The organism is Streptomyces sp. NPDC048370 (assembly GCF_043200825.1).
Taxonomy (GTDB): Bacteria; Actinomycetota; Actinomycetes; order Streptomycetales; family Streptomycetaceae; genus Streptomyces.
The window spans coordinates 461,408-477,919 of sequence record NZ_JBICYI010000004.1 but is presented as its reverse complement, the minus strand read 5'-3'; the positions used below and the strand labels follow the sequence as shown (position 1 = coordinate 477,919).

General features: G+C 70.7%; 15 protein-coding genes and 2 tRNA genes. 12 read left to right on the top strand and 5 right to left on the bottom strand.

Going from position 1 to position 16,512, the window contains the following annotated elements; translation table 11 throughout:
• Positions 1-179: 179 nt before the first annotated feature.
• On the bottom strand, positions 180-1,634 hold the full coding sequence (locus ACGFYP_RS12980; RefSeq protein ID WP_361966086.1) for an amino acid permease: 1,455 nt from the start codon (positions 1,632-1,634) through the stop codon (positions 180-182).
• 206 nt (positions 1,635-1,840) lie between these two features.
• Between ACGFYP_RS12980 and ACGFYP_RS12975 the strand changes: the two genes are divergently transcribed.
• Both ACGFYP_RS12975 and ACGFYP_RS12970 read left to right on the top strand, forming a co-directional pair.
• Complete coding sequence (locus ACGFYP_RS12975) at positions 1,841-2,335, top strand: ribose-5-phosphate isomerase (protein WP_361966089.1); 495 nt, start codon at positions 1,841-1,843, stop codon at positions 2,333-2,335.
• Positions 2,335-3,144 carry an Fpg/Nei family DNA glycosylase gene (locus tag ACGFYP_RS12970; protein WP_393490840.1) on the top strand — a complete coding sequence of 270 codons (810 nt, stop codon included), beginning with the start codon at positions 2,335-2,337 and terminating at the stop codon, positions 3,142-3,144. The genes ACGFYP_RS12975 and ACGFYP_RS12970 overlap by 1 nt, the downstream gene beginning before the upstream one ends.
• 111 nt (positions 3,145-3,255) lie before the next feature.
• Here the strand turns inward: ACGFYP_RS12970 and ACGFYP_RS12965 are convergent, their stop codons facing one another.
• Complete coding sequence (locus ACGFYP_RS12965; RefSeq protein ID WP_393490837.1) at positions 3,256-4,485, bottom strand: GNAT family N-acetyltransferase; 1,230 nt, start codon at positions 4,483-4,485, stop codon at positions 3,256-3,258.
• A gap of 107 nt (positions 4,486-4,592) precedes the next feature.
• Here ACGFYP_RS12965 and ACGFYP_RS12960 point away from each other — a divergent pair, with 107 nt between their 5' ends.
• The 5 genes from ACGFYP_RS12960 to ACGFYP_RS12940 all read left to right on the top strand — a co-directional run bounded on the left by ACGFYP_RS12960 (position 4,593) and on the right by ACGFYP_RS12940 (position 9,968).
• Complete coding sequence (locus ACGFYP_RS12960; protein ID WP_393490834.1) at positions 4,593-5,738, top strand: PP2C family protein-serine/threonine phosphatase; 1,146 nt, start codon at positions 4,593-4,595, stop codon at positions 5,736-5,738.
• Between the two features lie 120 nt (positions 5,739-5,858).
• Complete coding sequence (locus ACGFYP_RS12955; RefSeq protein ID WP_393490831.1) at positions 5,859-6,680, top strand: ABC transporter ATP-binding protein; 822 nt, start codon at positions 5,859-5,861, stop codon at positions 6,678-6,680.
• Positions 6,680-9,130 (top strand): ABC transporter permease, encoded by a 2,451-nt coding sequence (locus ACGFYP_RS12950; protein ID WP_393490827.1) that lies wholly within the window; start codon positions 6,680-6,682, stop codon positions 9,128-9,130. The genes ACGFYP_RS12955 and ACGFYP_RS12950 overlap by 1 nt, the downstream gene beginning before the upstream one ends.
• Before the next feature lie 9 nt (positions 9,131-9,139).
• Positions 9,140-9,589, top strand: coding sequence for an HD domain-containing protein (locus ACGFYP_RS12945; protein ID WP_393490824.1), 450 nt, complete (start codon positions 9,140-9,142; stop codon positions 9,587-9,589).
• 184 nt (positions 9,590-9,773) lie between these two features.
• Positions 9,774-9,968 carry a hypothetical protein gene (locus tag ACGFYP_RS12940; RefSeq protein ID WP_361966103.1) on the top strand — a complete coding sequence of 65 codons (195 nt, stop codon included), beginning with the start codon at positions 9,774-9,776 and terminating at the stop codon, positions 9,966-9,968.
• A 250-nt stretch (positions 9,969-10,218) separates the two neighbouring features.
• On the opposite strand, the gene ACGFYP_RS12935 is transcribed toward ACGFYP_RS12940, so the two are convergent.
• The 3 genes from ACGFYP_RS12935 to ACGFYP_RS12925 all read right to left on the bottom strand — a co-directional run bounded on the left by ACGFYP_RS12935 (position 10,219) and on the right by ACGFYP_RS12925 (position 11,622).
• Positions 10,219-10,596, bottom strand: a complete 378-nt coding sequence (locus tag ACGFYP_RS12935) for an amphi-Trp domain-containing protein (protein ID WP_393490820.1) — start codon at positions 10,594-10,596, stop codon at positions 10,219-10,221.
• A 278-nt stretch (positions 10,597-10,874) separates the two neighbouring features.
• Entirely contained in the window at positions 10,875-11,204 is a 330-nt protein-coding gene (locus ACGFYP_RS12930) for a hypothetical protein (RefSeq protein ID WP_393490817.1), read from the bottom strand.
• 344 nt (positions 11,205-11,548) lie between these two features.
• Positions 11,549-11,622 (bottom strand) — tRNA-Gly (locus ACGFYP_RS12925).
• A gap of 131 nt (positions 11,623-11,753) precedes the next feature.
• Between ACGFYP_RS12925 and ACGFYP_RS12920 the strand changes: the two genes are divergently transcribed.
• The 5 genes from ACGFYP_RS12920 (at position 11,754) to clpX (ending at position 16,394) form a co-directional block, all read left to right on the top strand.
• Positions 11,754-11,830 (top strand) — tRNA-Pro (locus ACGFYP_RS12920).
• A gap of 161 nt (positions 11,831-11,991) precedes the next feature.
• A complete protein-coding gene (tig, locus tag ACGFYP_RS12915) occupies positions 11,992-13,380 on the top strand; it encodes a trigger factor (protein ID WP_393490813.1) in 1,389 nt (462 codons plus the stop codon).
• 230 nt (positions 13,381-13,610) lie between these two features.
• The gene (locus tag ACGFYP_RS12910; RefSeq protein WP_361966111.1) at positions 13,611-14,228 is read left to right on the top strand and encodes an ATP-dependent Clp protease proteolytic subunit; all 618 of its coding nucleotides are present in this window, start codon (positions 13,611-13,613) and stop codon (positions 14,226-14,228) included.
• Between the two features lie 63 nt (positions 14,229-14,291).
• Entirely contained in the window at positions 14,292-14,954 is a 663-nt protein-coding gene (locus ACGFYP_RS12905) for an ATP-dependent Clp protease proteolytic subunit (protein ID WP_137994695.1), read from the top strand.
• Between the two features lie 156 nt (positions 14,955-15,110).
• Positions 15,111-16,394: an ATP-dependent Clp protease ATP-binding subunit ClpX gene (gene clpX, locus ACGFYP_RS12900; RefSeq protein WP_158987286.1), complete on the top strand. Its 1,284-nt coding sequence runs from the start codon at positions 15,111-15,113 to the stop codon at positions 16,392-16,394.
• The last annotated feature ends 118 nt before the right edge of the window (positions 16,395-16,512 follow it).

Sequence of the window (16,512 nt, the reverse complement as noted above, 5' to 3'; positions counted from 1 at the left end):
TCATCCGCTCCATCAGCTTCATCCGAAGAGGTTCGCCGGGTCGAGTTCCGACTCGAGCCCGGCGGGCCTCTTCCGCGTTTCCGGGGTCGCCGGGGACATGCGAAGGCTCTCCGTTCCCGAGGTGATCGGTGTACGGAGAGCCTCTCGCTCCTGCCTGACGGGGGCCGTCAGGTGGGGATTCAGTCCTTCGTGACGGGCTCCGCGGCCTTGGCGGTCTTGCCGAAGCGGTCGCGGATCACGGCGATGGCGAGCACGAGGCCGGCCACGAGCAGCGACAGCAGGACCTGCTCACGGGCGGAACCGCCGTTGTAGAGCATGTAGCCGAGGACGAAGACGATCATCGCGATGGTCGCCCAGGTCAGGTACGGGAAGAGCCACATCTTCACGAGCAGCTTCTCGGGGGACTCCCGCAGGATGATCTTCCGCATGCGCAGCTGCGAGAAGCAGATGACCAGCCAGACGAAGAGCGCGATGGCGCCGGACGCGTTCAGGAGGAAGGCGAAGACGGTGTCGGGCCACTTGTAGTTGAAGAAGACGGCGACGAAGCCGAAGATCACCGATCCGATGATGGCGGCCGTCGGCACGCCCTTCGCGTTGGTCCGGCCGAAGGCCTTCGGCGCGTCACCGCGGCGGCCGAGGGAGTGGGCCATGCGGGAGGCGGTGTAGAGGCCCGAGTTCAGGCAGGACAGCACCGCGGTCAGGATGATGACGTTCATGATCTGACCGGCGTGCGGGATGCCGATCGAGTTGAGCGCCGCGACGTACGAGCCGTCCTTCTCCAGCGACGGGTCGTTCCACGGCAGCAGCGAGACGACCACCAGGATCGAGCCGAGGTAGAAGATGCCGACCCGCCAGATCACGCTGTTGGTGGCCTTGGCGACCGCGCGCCGCGGGTCCGAGGACTCGCCGGCGGCCAGGGTGACGATCTCGCTGCCCATGAAGGAGAAGACGACCATCAGGATGCCCGTGAGGATCGCGCCGTAGCCGTTGGGCAGGAAGCCACCGTGTTCGGTGAGGTTGCTCAGTCCGGCGGCCGAGGTGTCGGCGCCCGGCAGCACACCGAAGATCGCGAGCCCGCCGACCACGATGAACGCGCCGATGGCGACGACCTTGATGCCCGCGAACCAGAACTCGAACTCGCCGTAGGAGGCGACCGAGCCGAGGTTGGTGACGGTCAGGACGACCATCACGATCAGCGCCCAGGCCCACTGCGGGACGGCCGGGACCCAGCCGTTGAGGATGTCCGCGCCCATGGTCGCCTCGACGGCGAGCACGACGACCCAGAAGAACCAGTACAGCCAGCCGATGGAGAAGCCCGCCCAGCGTCCGAGCGCCCGGTCGGCGTGGGCCGAGAAGGAGCCGGAGGTCGGGTTGGCCACCGACATCTCGCCGAGCATCCGCATCACGAAGACGACCATCGTGCCCACGAGGGCGTACGACAGAAGGATGCCGGGGCCTGCGGCCTTGATGCCGGCCGCGGAGCCGCCGAAGAGTCCGGCGCCGATGACACCACCGATGGCGATCATCGAGAGGTGACGGTTCTTGAGACCGGCCTTGAGTCCGTCGGAAGACTGCGAATCGCCGGGGTTACCGGTGGTCTCGCCTTCCTTCGCAAGGGTCGGCTGCGTGGTCATGAACGCTTCCTTACGTGTGGGGGGCGCTCGGGTCACGAGCCCGAGCATTGAACACCGGGGGCCGGGGTGATCGGAAGGGCCGACTCCGGATCGTTGCGTAAGGGCCAAAGGTCCACACCAATCCGGACCAAGGTCGTGTCGCGGACACTCCCTGGGCCCCGACCCCGCTGACCGCTACCCAGCCCCCCGCGTGCCACACTCGGACCATGCGCGTGTACCTCGGCTCCGACCATGCCGGCTACGAACTCAAGAACCACCTCGTCGAGTGGCTGAAGGCCCATGGCCACGAGCCCGTCGACTGCGGTCCCCACATCTACGACGCCCAGGACGACTACCCGCCGTTCTGCCTGCGCGCCGCCGAGAAGACGGCCGCGGACCCGGACAGCCTGGGCATCGTCATCGGCGGCTCCGGCAACGGCGAGCAGATCGCCGCGAACAAGGTGAAGGGGGTCCGCGCCGCCCTCGCCTGGAGCGAGCAGACCGCCGCCCTCGGCCGCGAGCACAACAACGCCAACGTCGTCTCCATCGGCGGCCGGATGCACACCCAGGAAGAGGCGACGAAGTTCGTCGAGATCTTCCTGAGCACCCCGTACTCCGGTGAGGAGCGTCACACCCGCCGGATCGAGATGCTCTCCGCGTACGAGACCACCGGCGAGCTCCCCGCGATCCCGGCCCACCACCCGCAGGAGCCCACGGCCTGATGCCCGAGGGGCACACGATCCACCGACTGGCCGCCGACCACCGGGAACGGTTCGGCGGCCGGTCCGTGCGGGTGACCAGCCCGCAGGGAAAGTTCGCCGACTCGGCGGCGCTCCTCGACGGTGCGACCCTGGAAGCCGCCGAGGCCCACGGCAAGCACCTCTTCCTCGCCTTCGGCGGCACGGGCTGGGTCCACATCCACCTGGGCCTCTTCGGCAAGGTGAACTTCGGTGACGCCCCCGCGCCGCCGCCCACGGACACCGTCCGGCTGCGGCTCGCCGACACCGAGTCGTACGTCGACCTGCGCGGCCCCACCACGTGCGCCCTGATCACGGACCCCGAGAAGCGGGCGATACACGACCGCCTCGGCCCCGACCCGCTGCGGGACGGCGACGACCCTGAGAAGGCCTGGCACCGCATCTCCCGATCCCGTACGACGATCGCGGCCCTGCTGATGGACCAGAAGGTCATCGCGGGCGTCGGGAACGTCTACCGGGCGGAGGTCCTGTTCCGTCACGGCATCGACCCGTACCGCCCGGGCAAGGACGTCACGCGCGCGGAGTGGGCCTCGATGTGGTCGGACCTGATCGACCTGATGCGCGAAGGCGTCCGCCACAACCGCATCGACACCGTCCGCCCCGAGCACACCCCCGAGGCGATGGGCCGCCCGCCGCGCGTCGACGACCACGGCGGCGAGGTCTACGTCTACCGCCGGGCCCTGCAGGCCTGCCACATCTGTGGCGGCGAGATCCGCACCGCCGACCTCGCCGCCCGCAACCTCTTCTGGTGCCCGGGCTGCCAGCAGCGCTAGGGAGTGTCCGGAAAGTATGGTCGTCCGCCCGAAGGGCGTCGCGAGGCAGGCCAGACTTTCCGGACGCGACCTAGGGCCCGGCGCGCCGGGCCGCCGCCCCGGCCCGCCGCGCTAGAACCCGTGCGGCAGCCACGGCGCCACGGGCGACCCGAACGCCACGGACGTCTCCACCAGCGCCCCGTCCCGGAGCTCCCGCACCCGCCCGGCCGCCGCCAGCGACGTCAGGCTCACGCCCCCGAGATACGCGGCGCCCAACTCCCGTACGGACAGCGCCAGATCGGCGGGCTCATCCGTACGCGCGCACATCACGCCCGTGGCGTCCGCCGTCAGCCGCCACCGCCCCTCGTTCCAAGGACAGAACGCGTCCGCGACCTCCAACACCACATCCACCGGCGCCTGGTACCGCCGCGCCTCCAGCGCCGCGCCCACCTCCACCAGACGCAGATGCAGCGCGTCCCGCTGCGTCGGCTCGCACCGCCGCACGTCCGACACCAGGTGCTGCCACGCGTCGTCCACCGGCCGGCTGTGGATCCGGACCGTCGACGTCAGGTCGATCGAGCAGAGGAACCGCCACAGCGCCGCCTCCGCCGCCGGATCCAGCGCCTCCAGGTCCTTCAGCAGCACCACGCCCTCGGCCCCGGCGTACGACCAGTCCGGCTTGATCGCGTACCGCGCGTACCCGACGACCTCGCCGGCCCGCTCCGCGAGCACGCACATCCGCGGCGACGCCCCGCCCCGCTCGCTCACCGGATCGACCAGCGCCTGCTTCTCCCACCCCGGCTGCCGGGCCAGCATCCCCGGCCTGGTCGTGACCCGGCGCGCGTACACCGCCTCGCACGCCCCCGACGCCTTCGCCGGATCGGCCTGCCGCAGCGTCACGTCGTCCGTGCCCTCGGGCACGGTCAGCCGCACCCGGTTCGTGTCGATCGTCGCCCGCGTCGCGTACGCGGTGACTCCGTAGCCGAACCGGCCGTAGATCTCCGGCTCCGAGGCCGTCAACACGGCCAGCGACTCGCCGCCCGCCCGTACGTCGTCGAGCTGGCGCCGCATCATCGAGGTGAGGATTCCGCGCCGGCGGTGCGTCGGCGCCACACCCACCATCGTGACGCCCGCCGCCGGCACGAGAGCCCCGCCGGGTACGGACAGCCGGAACGAGAACGCCCCCGCCGTACCCACGCAACTCTCGCCGTCCCAGACACCGATCGAGCGCTCGAACTCGGTCAGCTCCCGATAGAGCCCCCGCTCCTCCGGCGACTCCGTCACACCGCCGAAGGCGAGCTCCAGCATCCCGTACCACTCGTCCCACTCGGCCGGTTCGAGCACGCGCAGTTCAGTCGTCATATGCCATCGATACCAGCGCGCGTCGGCCCGTCGCGACCCGTTTTCGCTCGCAATGTCTCAGGGGTCCCCCTGCACGAGGTCCGACCGGGTGGATAGGGTCCAGGCCAATGGGAAATCGCGTGGGTGTCGATTCGTACCCGGCCCGGATGCGCAGGAGCGCACACCGGGCCCGCGTCGCGCTGCGCAGATCCGGCGTCGACTACTTCCGCGGCGAGGGCTCCGACTGGCTCGCCTTCGGCGCGCTGCTGCTCACCATCCCGGCCATCACCGTCGGAACCCTGGCCGATCCGGTGTGGTGCGCGCCCGCCACGCTCGTCCTGCCGATCGTCGCCGGCGGTCTTCTGCTGCGCCCCGCGAGCCTGCTCGCCCTGTACGCGGCCGCCGCCGGCGCCCTCATCGTCGAGTCCCTCGTGCTCGGCCCGTACACACAGGGCCCCGCCCGCGTCACCCCCGGCACCGTCCTCGTCGTCGCCGCCTGCGGCTTCTTCGGACTGCTCATCGCGCAGTTCCGGGCCCGCGTCGGCGTGCCGTGGCGGCGCGGCGGCACGATGCTCTTCGACCTGCGCGAACGGATCAGGGTCCAGAGCGCCCTGCCCCGGCTCCCCAAGGGCTGGCACCGCGAGATGGCGCTCCGACCGGCCGGCGGCCAGTCGTTCTCCGGCGACTTCGTCGTCGCGGCCCGCACCCACGGCGGCCGGACCCTGGAGGTCCTGCTGACCGACGTCTCCGGCAAGGGCATGGACGCCGGATCGCGCGCCCTGCTGCTCTCCGGAGCGTTCGGCGGGCTGCTCGGCTCGCTGCCGCCGCACGCCTTCCTGCCGGCCGCCAACGGCTATCTGCTCCGCCAGGACTGGGACGAGGGCTTCGCCACCTCCATCCACCTGGTCCTCGACCTGGAGTCCGGGGACTACGAGCTGCTGTCCGCCGGGCACCTGCCCGCGCTCCAGCTCCACGCGGGCACCGGGCGCTGGGAGGAGAAGGCCGGCGAGGGCCCGCTCCTCGGCGTCTACGACGGCGCCGAGTTCCACCCGGTCAAGGGCTCCCTGCAGCCCGGCGACGTCCTGATGCTCTTCACCGACGGACTGGTCGAGTCGGCCGAACGGGACATCGCCGAGGGCATCGACCGGCTGACCGGCGAAGCCGACCGCTACGTCGCCTCCGGCTTCGAGGGCGCGGCCTGGCACCTGATCGAGGCCTGCGCCAAGGACGTCAACGACGACCGCGCGCTCCTGCTCATCAGCCGCAAGGGCTGACCGCCCGAAGGCCGGTGGTGGGGGAATCCCCACCCAAGATCGACCGGCAGCCGCCATGGTTCCCGTACCGCCCGGATCCGTACGTTCGAGACATCGTCACGGACCCACGGAGGAACCCCCATGGCCCTGCGCCGCGCCCAGCGCACCGAGCACCCCGCACCCCTGCCGCGCGGCGCCGGTGCCGTACCCGGCGTCGACCTCGCCGTCGAACTGACCGGTGTGCGCCGCCAGTACGGCCGGGGCGCGGGCGCCGTCCACGCGCTGCGCGGGATCGACCTCGCCCTGCCGCGCGGCAGTTTCACCGCCGTGATGGGCCCCTCAGGATCCGGCAAGTCCACGTTCCTGCAGTGCGCGGCGGGCCTCGACCGGCCCACCGCCGGCTCGGTCCGGCTCGGCGGCACGGAGATCAGCGGGATGAACGAGAACCGGCTCACCGAGCTGCGCCGCAGCCGCCTCGGCTTCGTCTTCCAGGCGTTCAACCTGCTTCCCTCACTGACCGTCGAGCAGAACGTCCTGCTGCCGATGCGGCTGGCCGGGCAGCGTCCCGACCGGCGCCGGGCGACCGAGGTCCTCGGCCAGGTCGGCCTCGGCGACAAGGGCGCCCGCCGCCCCTCCGAGCTCTCCGGCGGCCAGCAGCAGCGGGTCGCCCTCGCCCGCGCCCTTGTCACCCGGCCCGACGTCGTCTTCGCCGACGAACCGACCGGCGCCCTGGACACCACGACCGCCGCCGAGGTGCTCGCCCTGCTGCGCGGCGCGGTCGACACCCTGGGCGCGACCGTGGTCATGGTCACCCACGACCCCCTCGCCGCCGCCCACGCCGACCGCGTCCTCTTCCTCGCCGACGGGGCCATCGCCGACGCCCTGCCCCGGACCAGCCCGGCGCGGATCGCCGACCGCATGCGCGCGCTCACCGCGCCCGCGTACGCCGGAGCGGCTGCCTGATGGCCGGCCTGATCCCCGGCCTGTTCCGGCCCAACGGCCTGGCCCGCGCCGCCGTACGCTTCAAGCCCTCGTCCTTCGTGGGCACCTTCGTCGCCCTGTTCCTCGCCGCCGCCGTCGTTTCCGGCTGCGGTCTGCTCCTGCAGAGCGGCGTGACCGCAAGCGTTCCGCCCGACCGGTACGCGGGCGCACCCGTCGTCGCCGCCGCCGACCAGCAGGTCCACCGGACGGTGACCGTCGGCGACGAGCAGGAGGTCGAGTCGGCCGCCGTCCCGGACCGGGCCAGGCTCGCCGCCGCCCTCGTCCACGAGGCCGCCAAGGCCCCGGGGGCCGCCCGCGCGATCGGCGACGTGAGCTTCCCCGTACGGACGGAGAAGGCGTCCCTCACCGCTCACGGCTGGTCCTCCACCGCCTTCACCGGCGTGACCCTCGACTCGGGCAGGGCCCCTGGCCCTGACGAGGCCGTCGTCGCCGCCGGTACCGCCCACGTGGGCGACCGGATCACGCTCACCACCCCGGCCGGAGAGCGCGCGTTCACGGTCTCCGGCGTCACCGCCACCCCCGGCGTCTGGCTCTCCGACGCGCGGGCGCTCGCCCTCTCCGGCCACCCCGGCACGGTCGACGCCATCGCCGTCCTGCCCGAGCCGGGCACCGCCCCCGACGCGCTGGCCGCCCAGGTGCGCCACGTCCTCGGCGACCGCGCCCAGGTGCACACCGGCGACGACCGGGCCCTCGCCGAAGGCGCCGCCCTACCCGCCGCCAAGGAGATGCTCATCGCACTCGGCGGCTCCTTCGGCGGCACCGCCACCCTCGTCGCGGTCTTCACGGCCGCCGGAACCGTCGCCCTCTCCGTCGGACAGCGCGCCCGCGAGTTCGCCCTGCTCCGCGCCATCGGAGCCACCCCGCGCCAGATCCGGCGTTCCATCGCCACCGAGGCCCTCCTCGTCGCACCCGCCGCCGGACTCCTCGGCTGCCTGCCGGGCGCCGCGCTCGCCGCCTGGTGGTTCGGGCAGCTGAAGGAGAAGGGCGCCGTCCCCGAGGCCGTCGCCCTCGACCTCGGCCCGATCCCGTTCGCCGCCGCGCTCTTCGCCGTCGTCGCCACCGCGCTCCTCGCCGGATTCCTCGCCGCCCGCCGCCCCTCCCGGACCAAGCCGGGCGAGGCGCTCGCCGAGGCCGCCGTCGAGCGCCGCGCCTTCGGCAGGATCCGTACGCCGCTCGGCCTCGCCGCCGCCGTCGGGGGAGCCGTCCTCGCCGGCGTCGCCGCCTCGCTGTCCGGCGAGGACGCCGCCAACACGGCCCTGGGCGTCGTGATGCTCTTCATGCTGGCCGTGGCCCTGCTCGGCCCGCTCCTCGCCCGGCTCTGCGCGAGCCTCTTCGGGCTGCCCCTGCGCGGCTCGGGCGCCGCCGGCTACCTGGCCGCCGCCAACTCCCGTACCAACGCCCGCAGGCTCGCCTCCGCCCTCACCCCGATCGTGCTCGCGATGTCCTTCGCCTCCACGCTCGTCTTCCTGCACACCAGCACCGACCGCGCCGCCGCCGACCAGCAGCGCGCCGCCGTCGTCGCCGACCACGTGGTCACCGCACCCGCCGGACTGCCCGGCGACGCGGCCACGCGCGCCGCGAACGCCCCCGGAGTCACCGCGGCCGTCGCGGTGCGGCGGACCGCCGTCCTGCTGCCGGACGGCGGTCAGGGCTTCCGTACCGCCTCCGCCCAGGCCGTCTCCGCCGACCCGTCCCCGGTCCTGGACCTCGGACTCCGTACGGGCTCGATGACGGCGCTCGCCCCCGGCACCGTCGCCCTCGACATCCGCATCGCGGACGCGGCGGACGTGACCACCGGCGACCACGTCGAACTCCTGCTCCCCGACGGCACGAAGGCCACCCCGCGCCTCGTCGCGACCTACACGCGCGGACTCGGCCTGGCGGAGGTCACCCTGCCCGCCGCCGCCCTGACCGGCCACGTCACCTCCCCGTACGCCACCGAACTCTTCGTCCGCGGCGGCACGGCGGCCGCCCTGACCGGCCTCGGCACGGTCACCGACCCCGACGGCTGGGCCACCGCGCAGAGCACCGAACGCGAACTGAACGCCTGGGCCAACACGACGATGGCCGCGGTCCTCGGCGGCTTCGCCGCGATCGCCGCCGCCAACACCCTGGTGATGACCGTCCTTGACCGCCGCCGCGAGCTCGGCACGCTCCGCCTGATCGGCACCACGCGCCGCCAGGTCCTGCGCATGATCCGCTGGGAGGCGCTCCTGGTCACCCTGGCCGGCCTGGCCCTGGGCACCGGGATCGCCCTGGCCACCCTCGTCCCGATGACGAACGGCCTGACCGGGGAGGCGCCCACGATTCCGCCCCTCCTCTACGGCACCTTCGCGGCCGCCGTCGTGGTCCTCGGCCTGCTGTCCACGAGCCTGCCCGCCCGTGCCGCGCTGCGCCGCCCCGCGCCGTAGAGTCGGCGCATGCCGTACCTCACCCTCGCCCAGGTCGAGTCCCTCGCCGTCGCCGCCCACGAGGGCCAGACCGACAAGGCGGGCCGCCCGTACGCCGAGCATCTGCGGGCGGTGGCCGAGGGCGTACGGGTCCGGGGCGGGAGCGAGGAGCAGATCGCGGCGGCCTGGCTGCACGACTCCGTCGAGGACGACGCCCTCTCCGCCGAGTGGCTGGATTCGGCCGAACTCCCGCGCGCGGTCAAGGACATGGTGCTCGCCCTCACCAAGCGGCCGGGCGAGGATCTGGAGTCGTACGCCCGCCGGATCCTGGCGGTCCCCGGCGCCCTCCTCGTCAAGGAGGCCGACCTCGCGCACAACGCCGACCCGGCCCGCCTCGCGGTTCTCGACGAACCGACGCGGACCCGGCTGACCGCCAAGTACGCCACCGTACGGGGGCTGCTCGGGCTCTCCACCGACTGAACCGGGCGCCGCGGCCCGAGACGATCAAGACGAAAATCGCTCGGGTTGGCTGGATTCATGCGGCGACGATTCGTCACCCGGCGCCAGTGGGCAAGAAGTTGGTGGCACGATGGATGCAGCGGGGGTGTTCTGTGACGCGCGCTCCCGGGCGGCAAGGTGGGACCGACCGAGGGTGTGATCAGTTGTGGCCATTTCGCTATCCGTGGTGCTGCTGTTGGCGATCGTCCTGGTGGTGCTCATCCGCGGCGGGAGCCTGAAGGGCGGCCCTGCCGTCGTCGCGGTGCTCTTCGGCTTCTTCCTCGCCTCCACCGGCATGGCCGACGACATCCAGCGCTTCCTGGACTCGATAACGACGACCGTGGGCTCCATCAAGTTCTGAGCCGACACCACCCACACCCCAGGCAGTCCGAGCCTGAGGCCGTCCGAGCCTCAGCCCGTCCGGGCCTCAGACCATCTCCGCGCCTCAGCCCGTCCGGGCCCAGGCCATCTCCGCGCCTCAGCCCGTCCGGGCCCAGGCCATCTCCGCGCCTCAGCCCGTCCGGACCCAGGCCATCTCCGCGCCTCAGCCCGTCCGGACCCAGGCCATCTCCGCGCCTCAGCCCGTCCGGACCCAGGCCATCTCCGGGGCCTCAGGCCTTCTTCGCCGCCGCCCGCTTCGTCCTCGCACTCCCGCCGCCCCCGCCGGCGCCGCTCCGCGTGCGCTTGGCGGGCGCGGACTTCCGGCTCCGCGTCGCCGGCTTCTCCGCGCTCGGCGCGGCCGCGACGGGAGCCTTCCGCGGCTTCCCCGTGGGCCAGCTGAACTCGATCTCCAGCTCGATCTCCCCGTCGCCGACCTCGAACTCCAGCTCACTGCGGAGGTCGTCGGGGATCCGCAGACTCAGGGTCCCCGACCCGAGCTCCAGCTCCGCCTCGCCGCCCTTCCGCAACGCGTCGGCGAGCGCCGTCAACTGATCCGCCGCCTCGATCCGCGACAACGAGCGCTTCTGCTCGAACTTCAGATCCTTCACGGCTGCCTCCGATGCGGCAGTGACAAGGGACAAACAGGGCCAGTCCCCATCCTGCGGCCGCGGCACGGAAAACGCCTCGGGGCCGGGCCGGAGGAGTGATCTCCGACCCGGCCCCGAGGCCGGAAGAGCGAGCGACGGGAATCGAACCCGCGTAGCCAGTTGGGAAGATCTCGCGTCTGGACCGCTGATCCCCGCATGCCACCACCCAACCGGGCAGGCGAAGGGCACGGTCACGCTCGGCACCGGCTGGTTGTCAGGGCCCCGCTAGCTGTTCGACTTCAGTGCGGTTGTGAGTGCGGCACGCAGACCGACTGGGCATCGGTGACGTAACAGCACGAGTGCCTCAGCTCAGGCCCGCCGGATTCCTCGACCCACTGGGCGCCGTCCCACGTGTTCGATGTGAAGGTGACGGTCATTTTCCCTCCGGGCGCGATGCCCTGCTCCTCTCCCATGCCACGTTCCTTGAGGAACTTGACGGGATCTGCCAACAGGCTCGGCACCTCCTCGGGGGAGACGTCGTAGTGGAAAAGAGGTGGATCCTGCTCCATCCCAGCGACGCCAGGACCCGCGAGCTGGACTACGTGGGCGCTGGGGTACGTGTCGGACATTGCGTTCCTCCTGTGTGCGGATGCCGGGAGTCACCCATGGCCATTCCGTCGGGAGATCAGCACTTTATGAGTCGCTATGCACCTTGGTGGGTGATTAGACGTGGTGTCCTGGTAAATGTGACTAAGGTTCATTGAAGGGAGTAGGGCATCGGACTCTCGCGTCGGACGTCGACCTTGACGGGACGCGCTGCGTGTCCGCCGGAACGTCGCTGAACTCCGCAGTGGCAGGCGCCTGGTGAAGGAGCCGACCTCGGCGCAACCACTTCGGCGAGCTCTGGCGTCAGGATCGGAAACGCATCAGGGCCAGGCTGGAGGATGATCCTCCGACCTGGCCCTGAGCCATGTGGAGCGGGCGACGGGAATCGAACCCGCGTAGCTAGTTTGGAAGACTAGGGCTCTACCATTGAGCTACGCCCGCAAAGGTCGCGCCGCAGGTCACGAGGGCCGCGGCACGGACAGCATCGTAGCGGGTCCCGGGCGGTCCCCGCACGCCCCTCAAAGAGGGGGCGTCGCACTGTCTCCGTGCATGTACCCTACGTGTCGCACCGACGGGGTGTGGCGCAGCTTGGTAGCGCGTCCGCTTTGGGAGCGGAAGGCCGTGGGTTCAAATCCCGCCACCCCGACCACCAAGATCAGGCATCACAAGATCGCATTGTGGGCCTCATCCCGCTTGCGGTTACTATGCAAGCTGCGTGCCCGTGTGTCTCTCTGACCGGGCCGATCGGCCGGAACCGCCACCAAGCGGCATCGGCAGAATCCAAGAATCAGCCACCAAGGAGACCGAACCGTGAAGAGCGCCGTGGAGACCCTGAACCCGACTCGGGTTCGGCTCACTGTCGAGGTGCCCTTCGAGGAGCTCAAGGACAGCCTCGACGCGGCGTACAAGAAGATCAACCAGCAGGTCACGGTCAAGGGCTTCCGCAAGGGCAAGATCCCGGCTCGTGTGATCGACCAGCGGTTCGGCCGTGGTGCGGTGCTGGAGGAGGCCGTCAACGACGCGCTCCCGAAGTTCTACACCGAGGCCGTCAACGAGGCCGAGGTCAACCCGCTGGGTCAGCCCGAGGTCGACATCACGGAGCTGAAGGACGGCGAGCTGCTGGCCTTCACCGCCGAGGTCGACATCCGCCCGACGATCGAGATCCCGGACTACTCCGGCATCGAGGTCACCGTCGACGCGGTCGAGGTCAGCGACGAGGACGTCGAGAAGTCCGTGGAGCAGCTGCGCGAGCGCTTCGCCTCCACGAACCCGGTCGAGCGCGCCGCCGCCGACGGTGACGTCGTCACCATCGACCTCGAGGCCAAGGTGGACGGCGAGGTCCTCCCCGACGGTGTCGCCCAGGGCGTCTCGTACACCATCGGTTCCGGCGAGCTCCTCGACGGCATCGACGAGGCCGTCACCGGCCTTGAGGCCGGCGGCGAGGCCACCTTCACCTCGCAGCTGAAGGGCGGCTCCGCCGAGGGCAAGGACGCCGAGGTCACCGTCAAGGTCACCGCCGTCGCCGCCCGTGAGCTCCCCGAGCTCGACGACGACTTCGCGCAGCTCGCGTCGGAGTTCGACACCCTCGACGAGCTCAAGGCCGACAGCCGCAAGCGCCTCGAGAACATGAAGCAGTTCGACCAGGCCACCCAGGCCCAGGAGCGCGTCCTCGACGAGCTGCTGAAGCTGGCGGAGGTCCCGATCCCCGAGAAGCTCCTCGAGGACGAGATCAACACCCGCAAGCACAACCTGGAGCACCACCAGCTCGGCCAGATGGGCCTCACCCTCGAGAAGTACCTGGAGATCCAGGGCAAGACCGAGGAGGAGTTCCTGGCCGAGACCAAGGAGCAGGCCGAGAAGGGCATCAAGACGCAGTTCATCCTCGATGAGCTCGTCAACAAGGAGAAGCTGAACGTCAGCCAGGAGGAGCTCACCGAGCACCTCATGCGCCGCGCCGCCTCCTCCGGCATGTCCCCCGACCAGTTCGCCCAGGCCGTCGTCGAGGGTGGCCAGGTGCCGATGCTCGTCGGCGAGGTCGCCCGCGGCAAGGCCCTCGCGGTCGTCGTCGAGGCCGTCAAGGTCGTCGACACCAACGGTGAGACCGTCGACCTCGAGGACGACGAGGACGAGACCGCCGCCGAGACGGTCGAGGCCGTCACCGGCGAGGCCGAGGTCGCCGAGGAGAAGAACGAGGCCTGAGCCTCGCGCTGAACCGCTGGTCCACGGGCCCGGACGCACTGCTGTGCGCCGGGCCCGTGCCCGTATTCAGGCCCCCACGCGCCGCCACTAACCTTGCGCTCCCAGCGAACAGTTCGGGAACCGGGATGGCGTTGTCCTACCTGCGCGTTAGGGTCCATGAATACGAGGGCACTGCCCTCTGAACGAGACGCTGAGACGGCCGTCGCCGTCGGAGACGAGCAGGTGGATACGTGACGAATCTGAAGCCTTACGCCGCGGGTGAGCCGTCCATCGGTGGTGGCCTCGGCGACCATGTCTACAACCGGCTGCTCGGCGAGCGCATCATCTTCCTCGGCCAGCAGGTCGACGACGAGATCGCCAACAAGATCACCGCGCAGATGCTTCTCCTGGCCGCTGACCCGGAGAAGGACATCTTCCTGTACATCAACAGCCCCGGTGGCTCGGTGACGGCCGGCATGGCCATCTACGACACCATGCAGTACATCCCGAACGACGTCGTCACCATCGGTATGGGCATGGCGGCCTCCATGGGCCAGTTCCTGCTCACCGGCGGCGCCGCCGGCAAGCGCTTCGCGCTGCCGAACACCGACGTCCTGATGCACCAGGGCTCCGCCGGTATCGGTGGCACCGCCTCGGACATCAAGATCCAGGCCGAGTACCTCCTTCGTACGAAGAAGCGCATGGCCGAGATCACCGCGCACCACTCCGGTCAGACCGTCGAGACGATCATCCGCGACGGCGACCGCGACCGCTGGTTCACCGCGGACGAGGCCAAGAGCTACGGCCTCATCGACGACATCATCACGCACGCCGCGGGCGTTCCCGGCGGCGGCGGCACGGGCGCCTGAGCCCGGCAGACCGCTGAAGAGCCCCAGCCCCCGCCGAACGCCACCAGGACGGTGAACTTCCAGATGCAGAACAACCTCTCCCCGAGCGGCCTCTACACCGGCGCGCCGATGGACAACCGGTACGTGGTCCCGCGCTTCGTCGAGCGCACCTCGCAGGGCATCCGCGAGTACGACCCGTACGCGAAGCTCTTCGAGGAGCGCGTGATCTTCCTCGGCGTGCAGATCGACGACGCCTCCGCCAACGACGTCATGGCGCAGCTGCTGTGCCTGGAGTCGATGGACCCGGACCGCGACATCTCGATCTACATCAACAGCCCCGGTGGCTCCTTCACCGCGCTGACGGCCATCTACGACACGATGCAGTTCGTGAAGCCGGACATCCAGACGGTCTGCATGGGTCAGGCGGCCTCCGCCGCGGCCGTGCTGCTCGCCGCCGGTACGCCCGGCAAGCGGATGGCCCTGCCGAACGCCCGCGTGCTGATCCACCAGCCGTCCGGCGGCACCGGCCGTGAGCAGCTCTCCGACCTGGAGATCGCGGCCAACGAGATCCTGCGCATGCGCACCCAGCTGGAGGAGATGCTGGCCAAGCACTCCTCGACGCCGATCGAGAAGATCCGCGACGACATCGAGCGCGACAAGATCCTGACCGCCGAGGACGCCCTCGCGTACGGCCTGGTCGACCAGATCGTCTCGACCCGCAAGAGCACGGCCGCCGCGGCAGCCTGACGCTCGACCTTCCCTTGGCACGGTCCGCGTGGCCGAATCACGACCATGTGAACCGTGCCAAGGGGGGCCCGAACGGGGGGCCCGGCAAGGTACCGTCGAATATGAGGCACCAGGAGTCGCTGAACCAAGCGCTCCCAGGCGAAGGGGAAGCACCTCGTGGCACGCATCGGTGATGGCGGCGATCTGCTCAAGTGCTCGTTCTGCGGAAAGAGCCAGAAGCAGGTGAAGAAGCTCATCGCGGGACCCGGTGTGTACATCTGCGATGAGTGCATCGACCTCTGCAACGAGATCATCGAGGAAGAACTCGCGGAGACGAGCGAGGTGCGCTGGGAAGAACTTCCCAAGCCCCGCGAGATCTACGAGTTCCTCGAGGGCTACGTGGTCGGCCAGGAGCCGGCCAAGAAGGCCCTCTCGGTCGCGGTGTACAACCACTACAAGCGCGTCCAGGCCGGCGAGAACGGCGGCGGCGCGGGCCGTGACGACGCCATCGAGCTGGCGAAGTCCAACATCCTGCTGCTCGGCCCCACGGGCTCCGGCAAGACGCTGCTCGCGCAGACTCTGGCCCGGATGCTCAACGTCCCGTTCGCCATCGCCGACGCGACGGCGCTGACGGAGGCCGGCTATGTCGGCGAGGACGTCGAGAACATCCTGCTCAAGCTGATCCAGGCGGCCGACTACGACGTCAAGAAGGCCGAGACGGGGATCATCTACATCGACGAGATCGACAAGGTCGCCCGCAAGAGCGAAAACCCGTCGATCACGCGCGATGTCTCGGGCGAGGGCGTCCAGCAGGCCCTGCTCAAGATCCTCGAGGGCACGACGGCCTCGGTCCCTCCCCAGGGCGGCCGGAAGCACCCGCACCAGGAGTTCATCCAGATCGACACGACGAACGTGCTCTTCATCGTGGGCGGCGCCTTCGCCGGCCTGGAGAAGATCATCGAGTCGCGTGCGGGCGCCAAGGGCATCGGCTTCGGGGCGACGATCCGCTCCAAGCGCGAGATCGAGGCGAGCGACCAGTTCCAGGAGGTCATGCCGGAGGACCTGGTGAAGTTCGGGATGATCCCGGAGTTCATCGGCCGTCTCCCCGTGATCACCTCGGTCCACAACCTCGACCGCGAGGCCCTGCTCAAGATCCTCGTCGAGCCCCGCAACGCGCTGGTGAAGCAGTACCAGCGCCTCTTCGAACTCGACGGCGTGGAGCTGGACTTCGACCGCCCGGCCCTGGAGGCCATCGCCGACCAGGCGATCCTGCGCGGCACGGGCGCGCGTGGCCTGCGGGCCATCATGGAAGAGGTCCTGATGTCGGTGATGTACGAGGTCCCGTCCCGCAAGGACGTGGCCCGCGTGGTCATCACGGCGGACGTCGTCCGCAACAACGTGAACCCGACACTGGTCCCGCGCATCGTGAAGAACGACGGGCGGCACGAGAAGTCGGCCTGAGCCGTACGGACATGAAGAGGGGGGGGGGGGGGGGGGGGGGGGGGGGGGGGGGGGGGGGGGGGGGGGGGGGGCGGCGGCGGGGGGGGGGGCGCGCGCGCGGGCGGCGCGGGGCGGGAGC

What these genes read in the sequence shown, in the direction of transcription:
- ACGFYP_RS12930 (WP_393490817.1), bottom strand. Translation starts at nt 11,204, where the DNA reads ATGTCCGACACGTACCCCAGCGCCCACGTAGTCCAGCTCGCGGGTCCT.
- ACGFYP_RS12970 (WP_393490840.1), top strand. Translation starts at nt 2,335, where the DNA reads ATGCCCGAGGGGCACACGATCCACCGACTGGCCGCCGACCACCGGGAA.
- ACGFYP_RS12955 (WP_393490831.1), top strand. Translation starts at nt 5,859, where the DNA reads ATGGCCCTGCGCCGCGCCCAGCGCACCGAGCACCCCGCACCCCTGCCG.
- ACGFYP_RS12950 (WP_393490827.1), top strand. Translation starts at nt 6,680, where the DNA reads ATGGCCGGCCTGATCCCCGGCCTGTTCCGGCCCAACGGCCTGGCCCGC.
- ACGFYP_RS12975 (WP_361966089.1), top strand. Translation starts at nt 1,841, where the DNA reads ATGCGCGTGTACCTCGGCTCCGACCATGCCGGCTACGAACTCAAGAAC.
- ACGFYP_RS12960 (WP_393490834.1), top strand. Translation starts at nt 4,593, where the DNA reads ATGGGAAATCGCGTGGGTGTCGATTCGTACCCGGCCCGGATGCGCAGG.
- ACGFYP_RS12965 (WP_393490837.1), bottom strand. Translation starts at nt 4,485, where the DNA reads ATGACGACTGAACTGCGCGTGCTCGAACCGGCCGAGTGGGACGAGTGG.
- ACGFYP_RS12905 (WP_137994695.1), top strand. Translation starts at nt 14,292, where the DNA reads ATGCAGAACAACCTCTCCCCGAGCGGCCTCTACACCGGCGCGCCGATG.
- ACGFYP_RS12945 (WP_393490824.1), top strand. Translation starts at nt 9,140, where the DNA reads ATGCCGTACCTCACCCTCGCCCAGGTCGAGTCCCTCGCCGTCGCCGCC.
- ACGFYP_RS12980 (WP_361966086.1), bottom strand. Translation starts at nt 1,634, where the DNA reads ATGACCACGCAGCCGACCCTTGCGAAGGAAGGCGAGACCACCGGTAAC.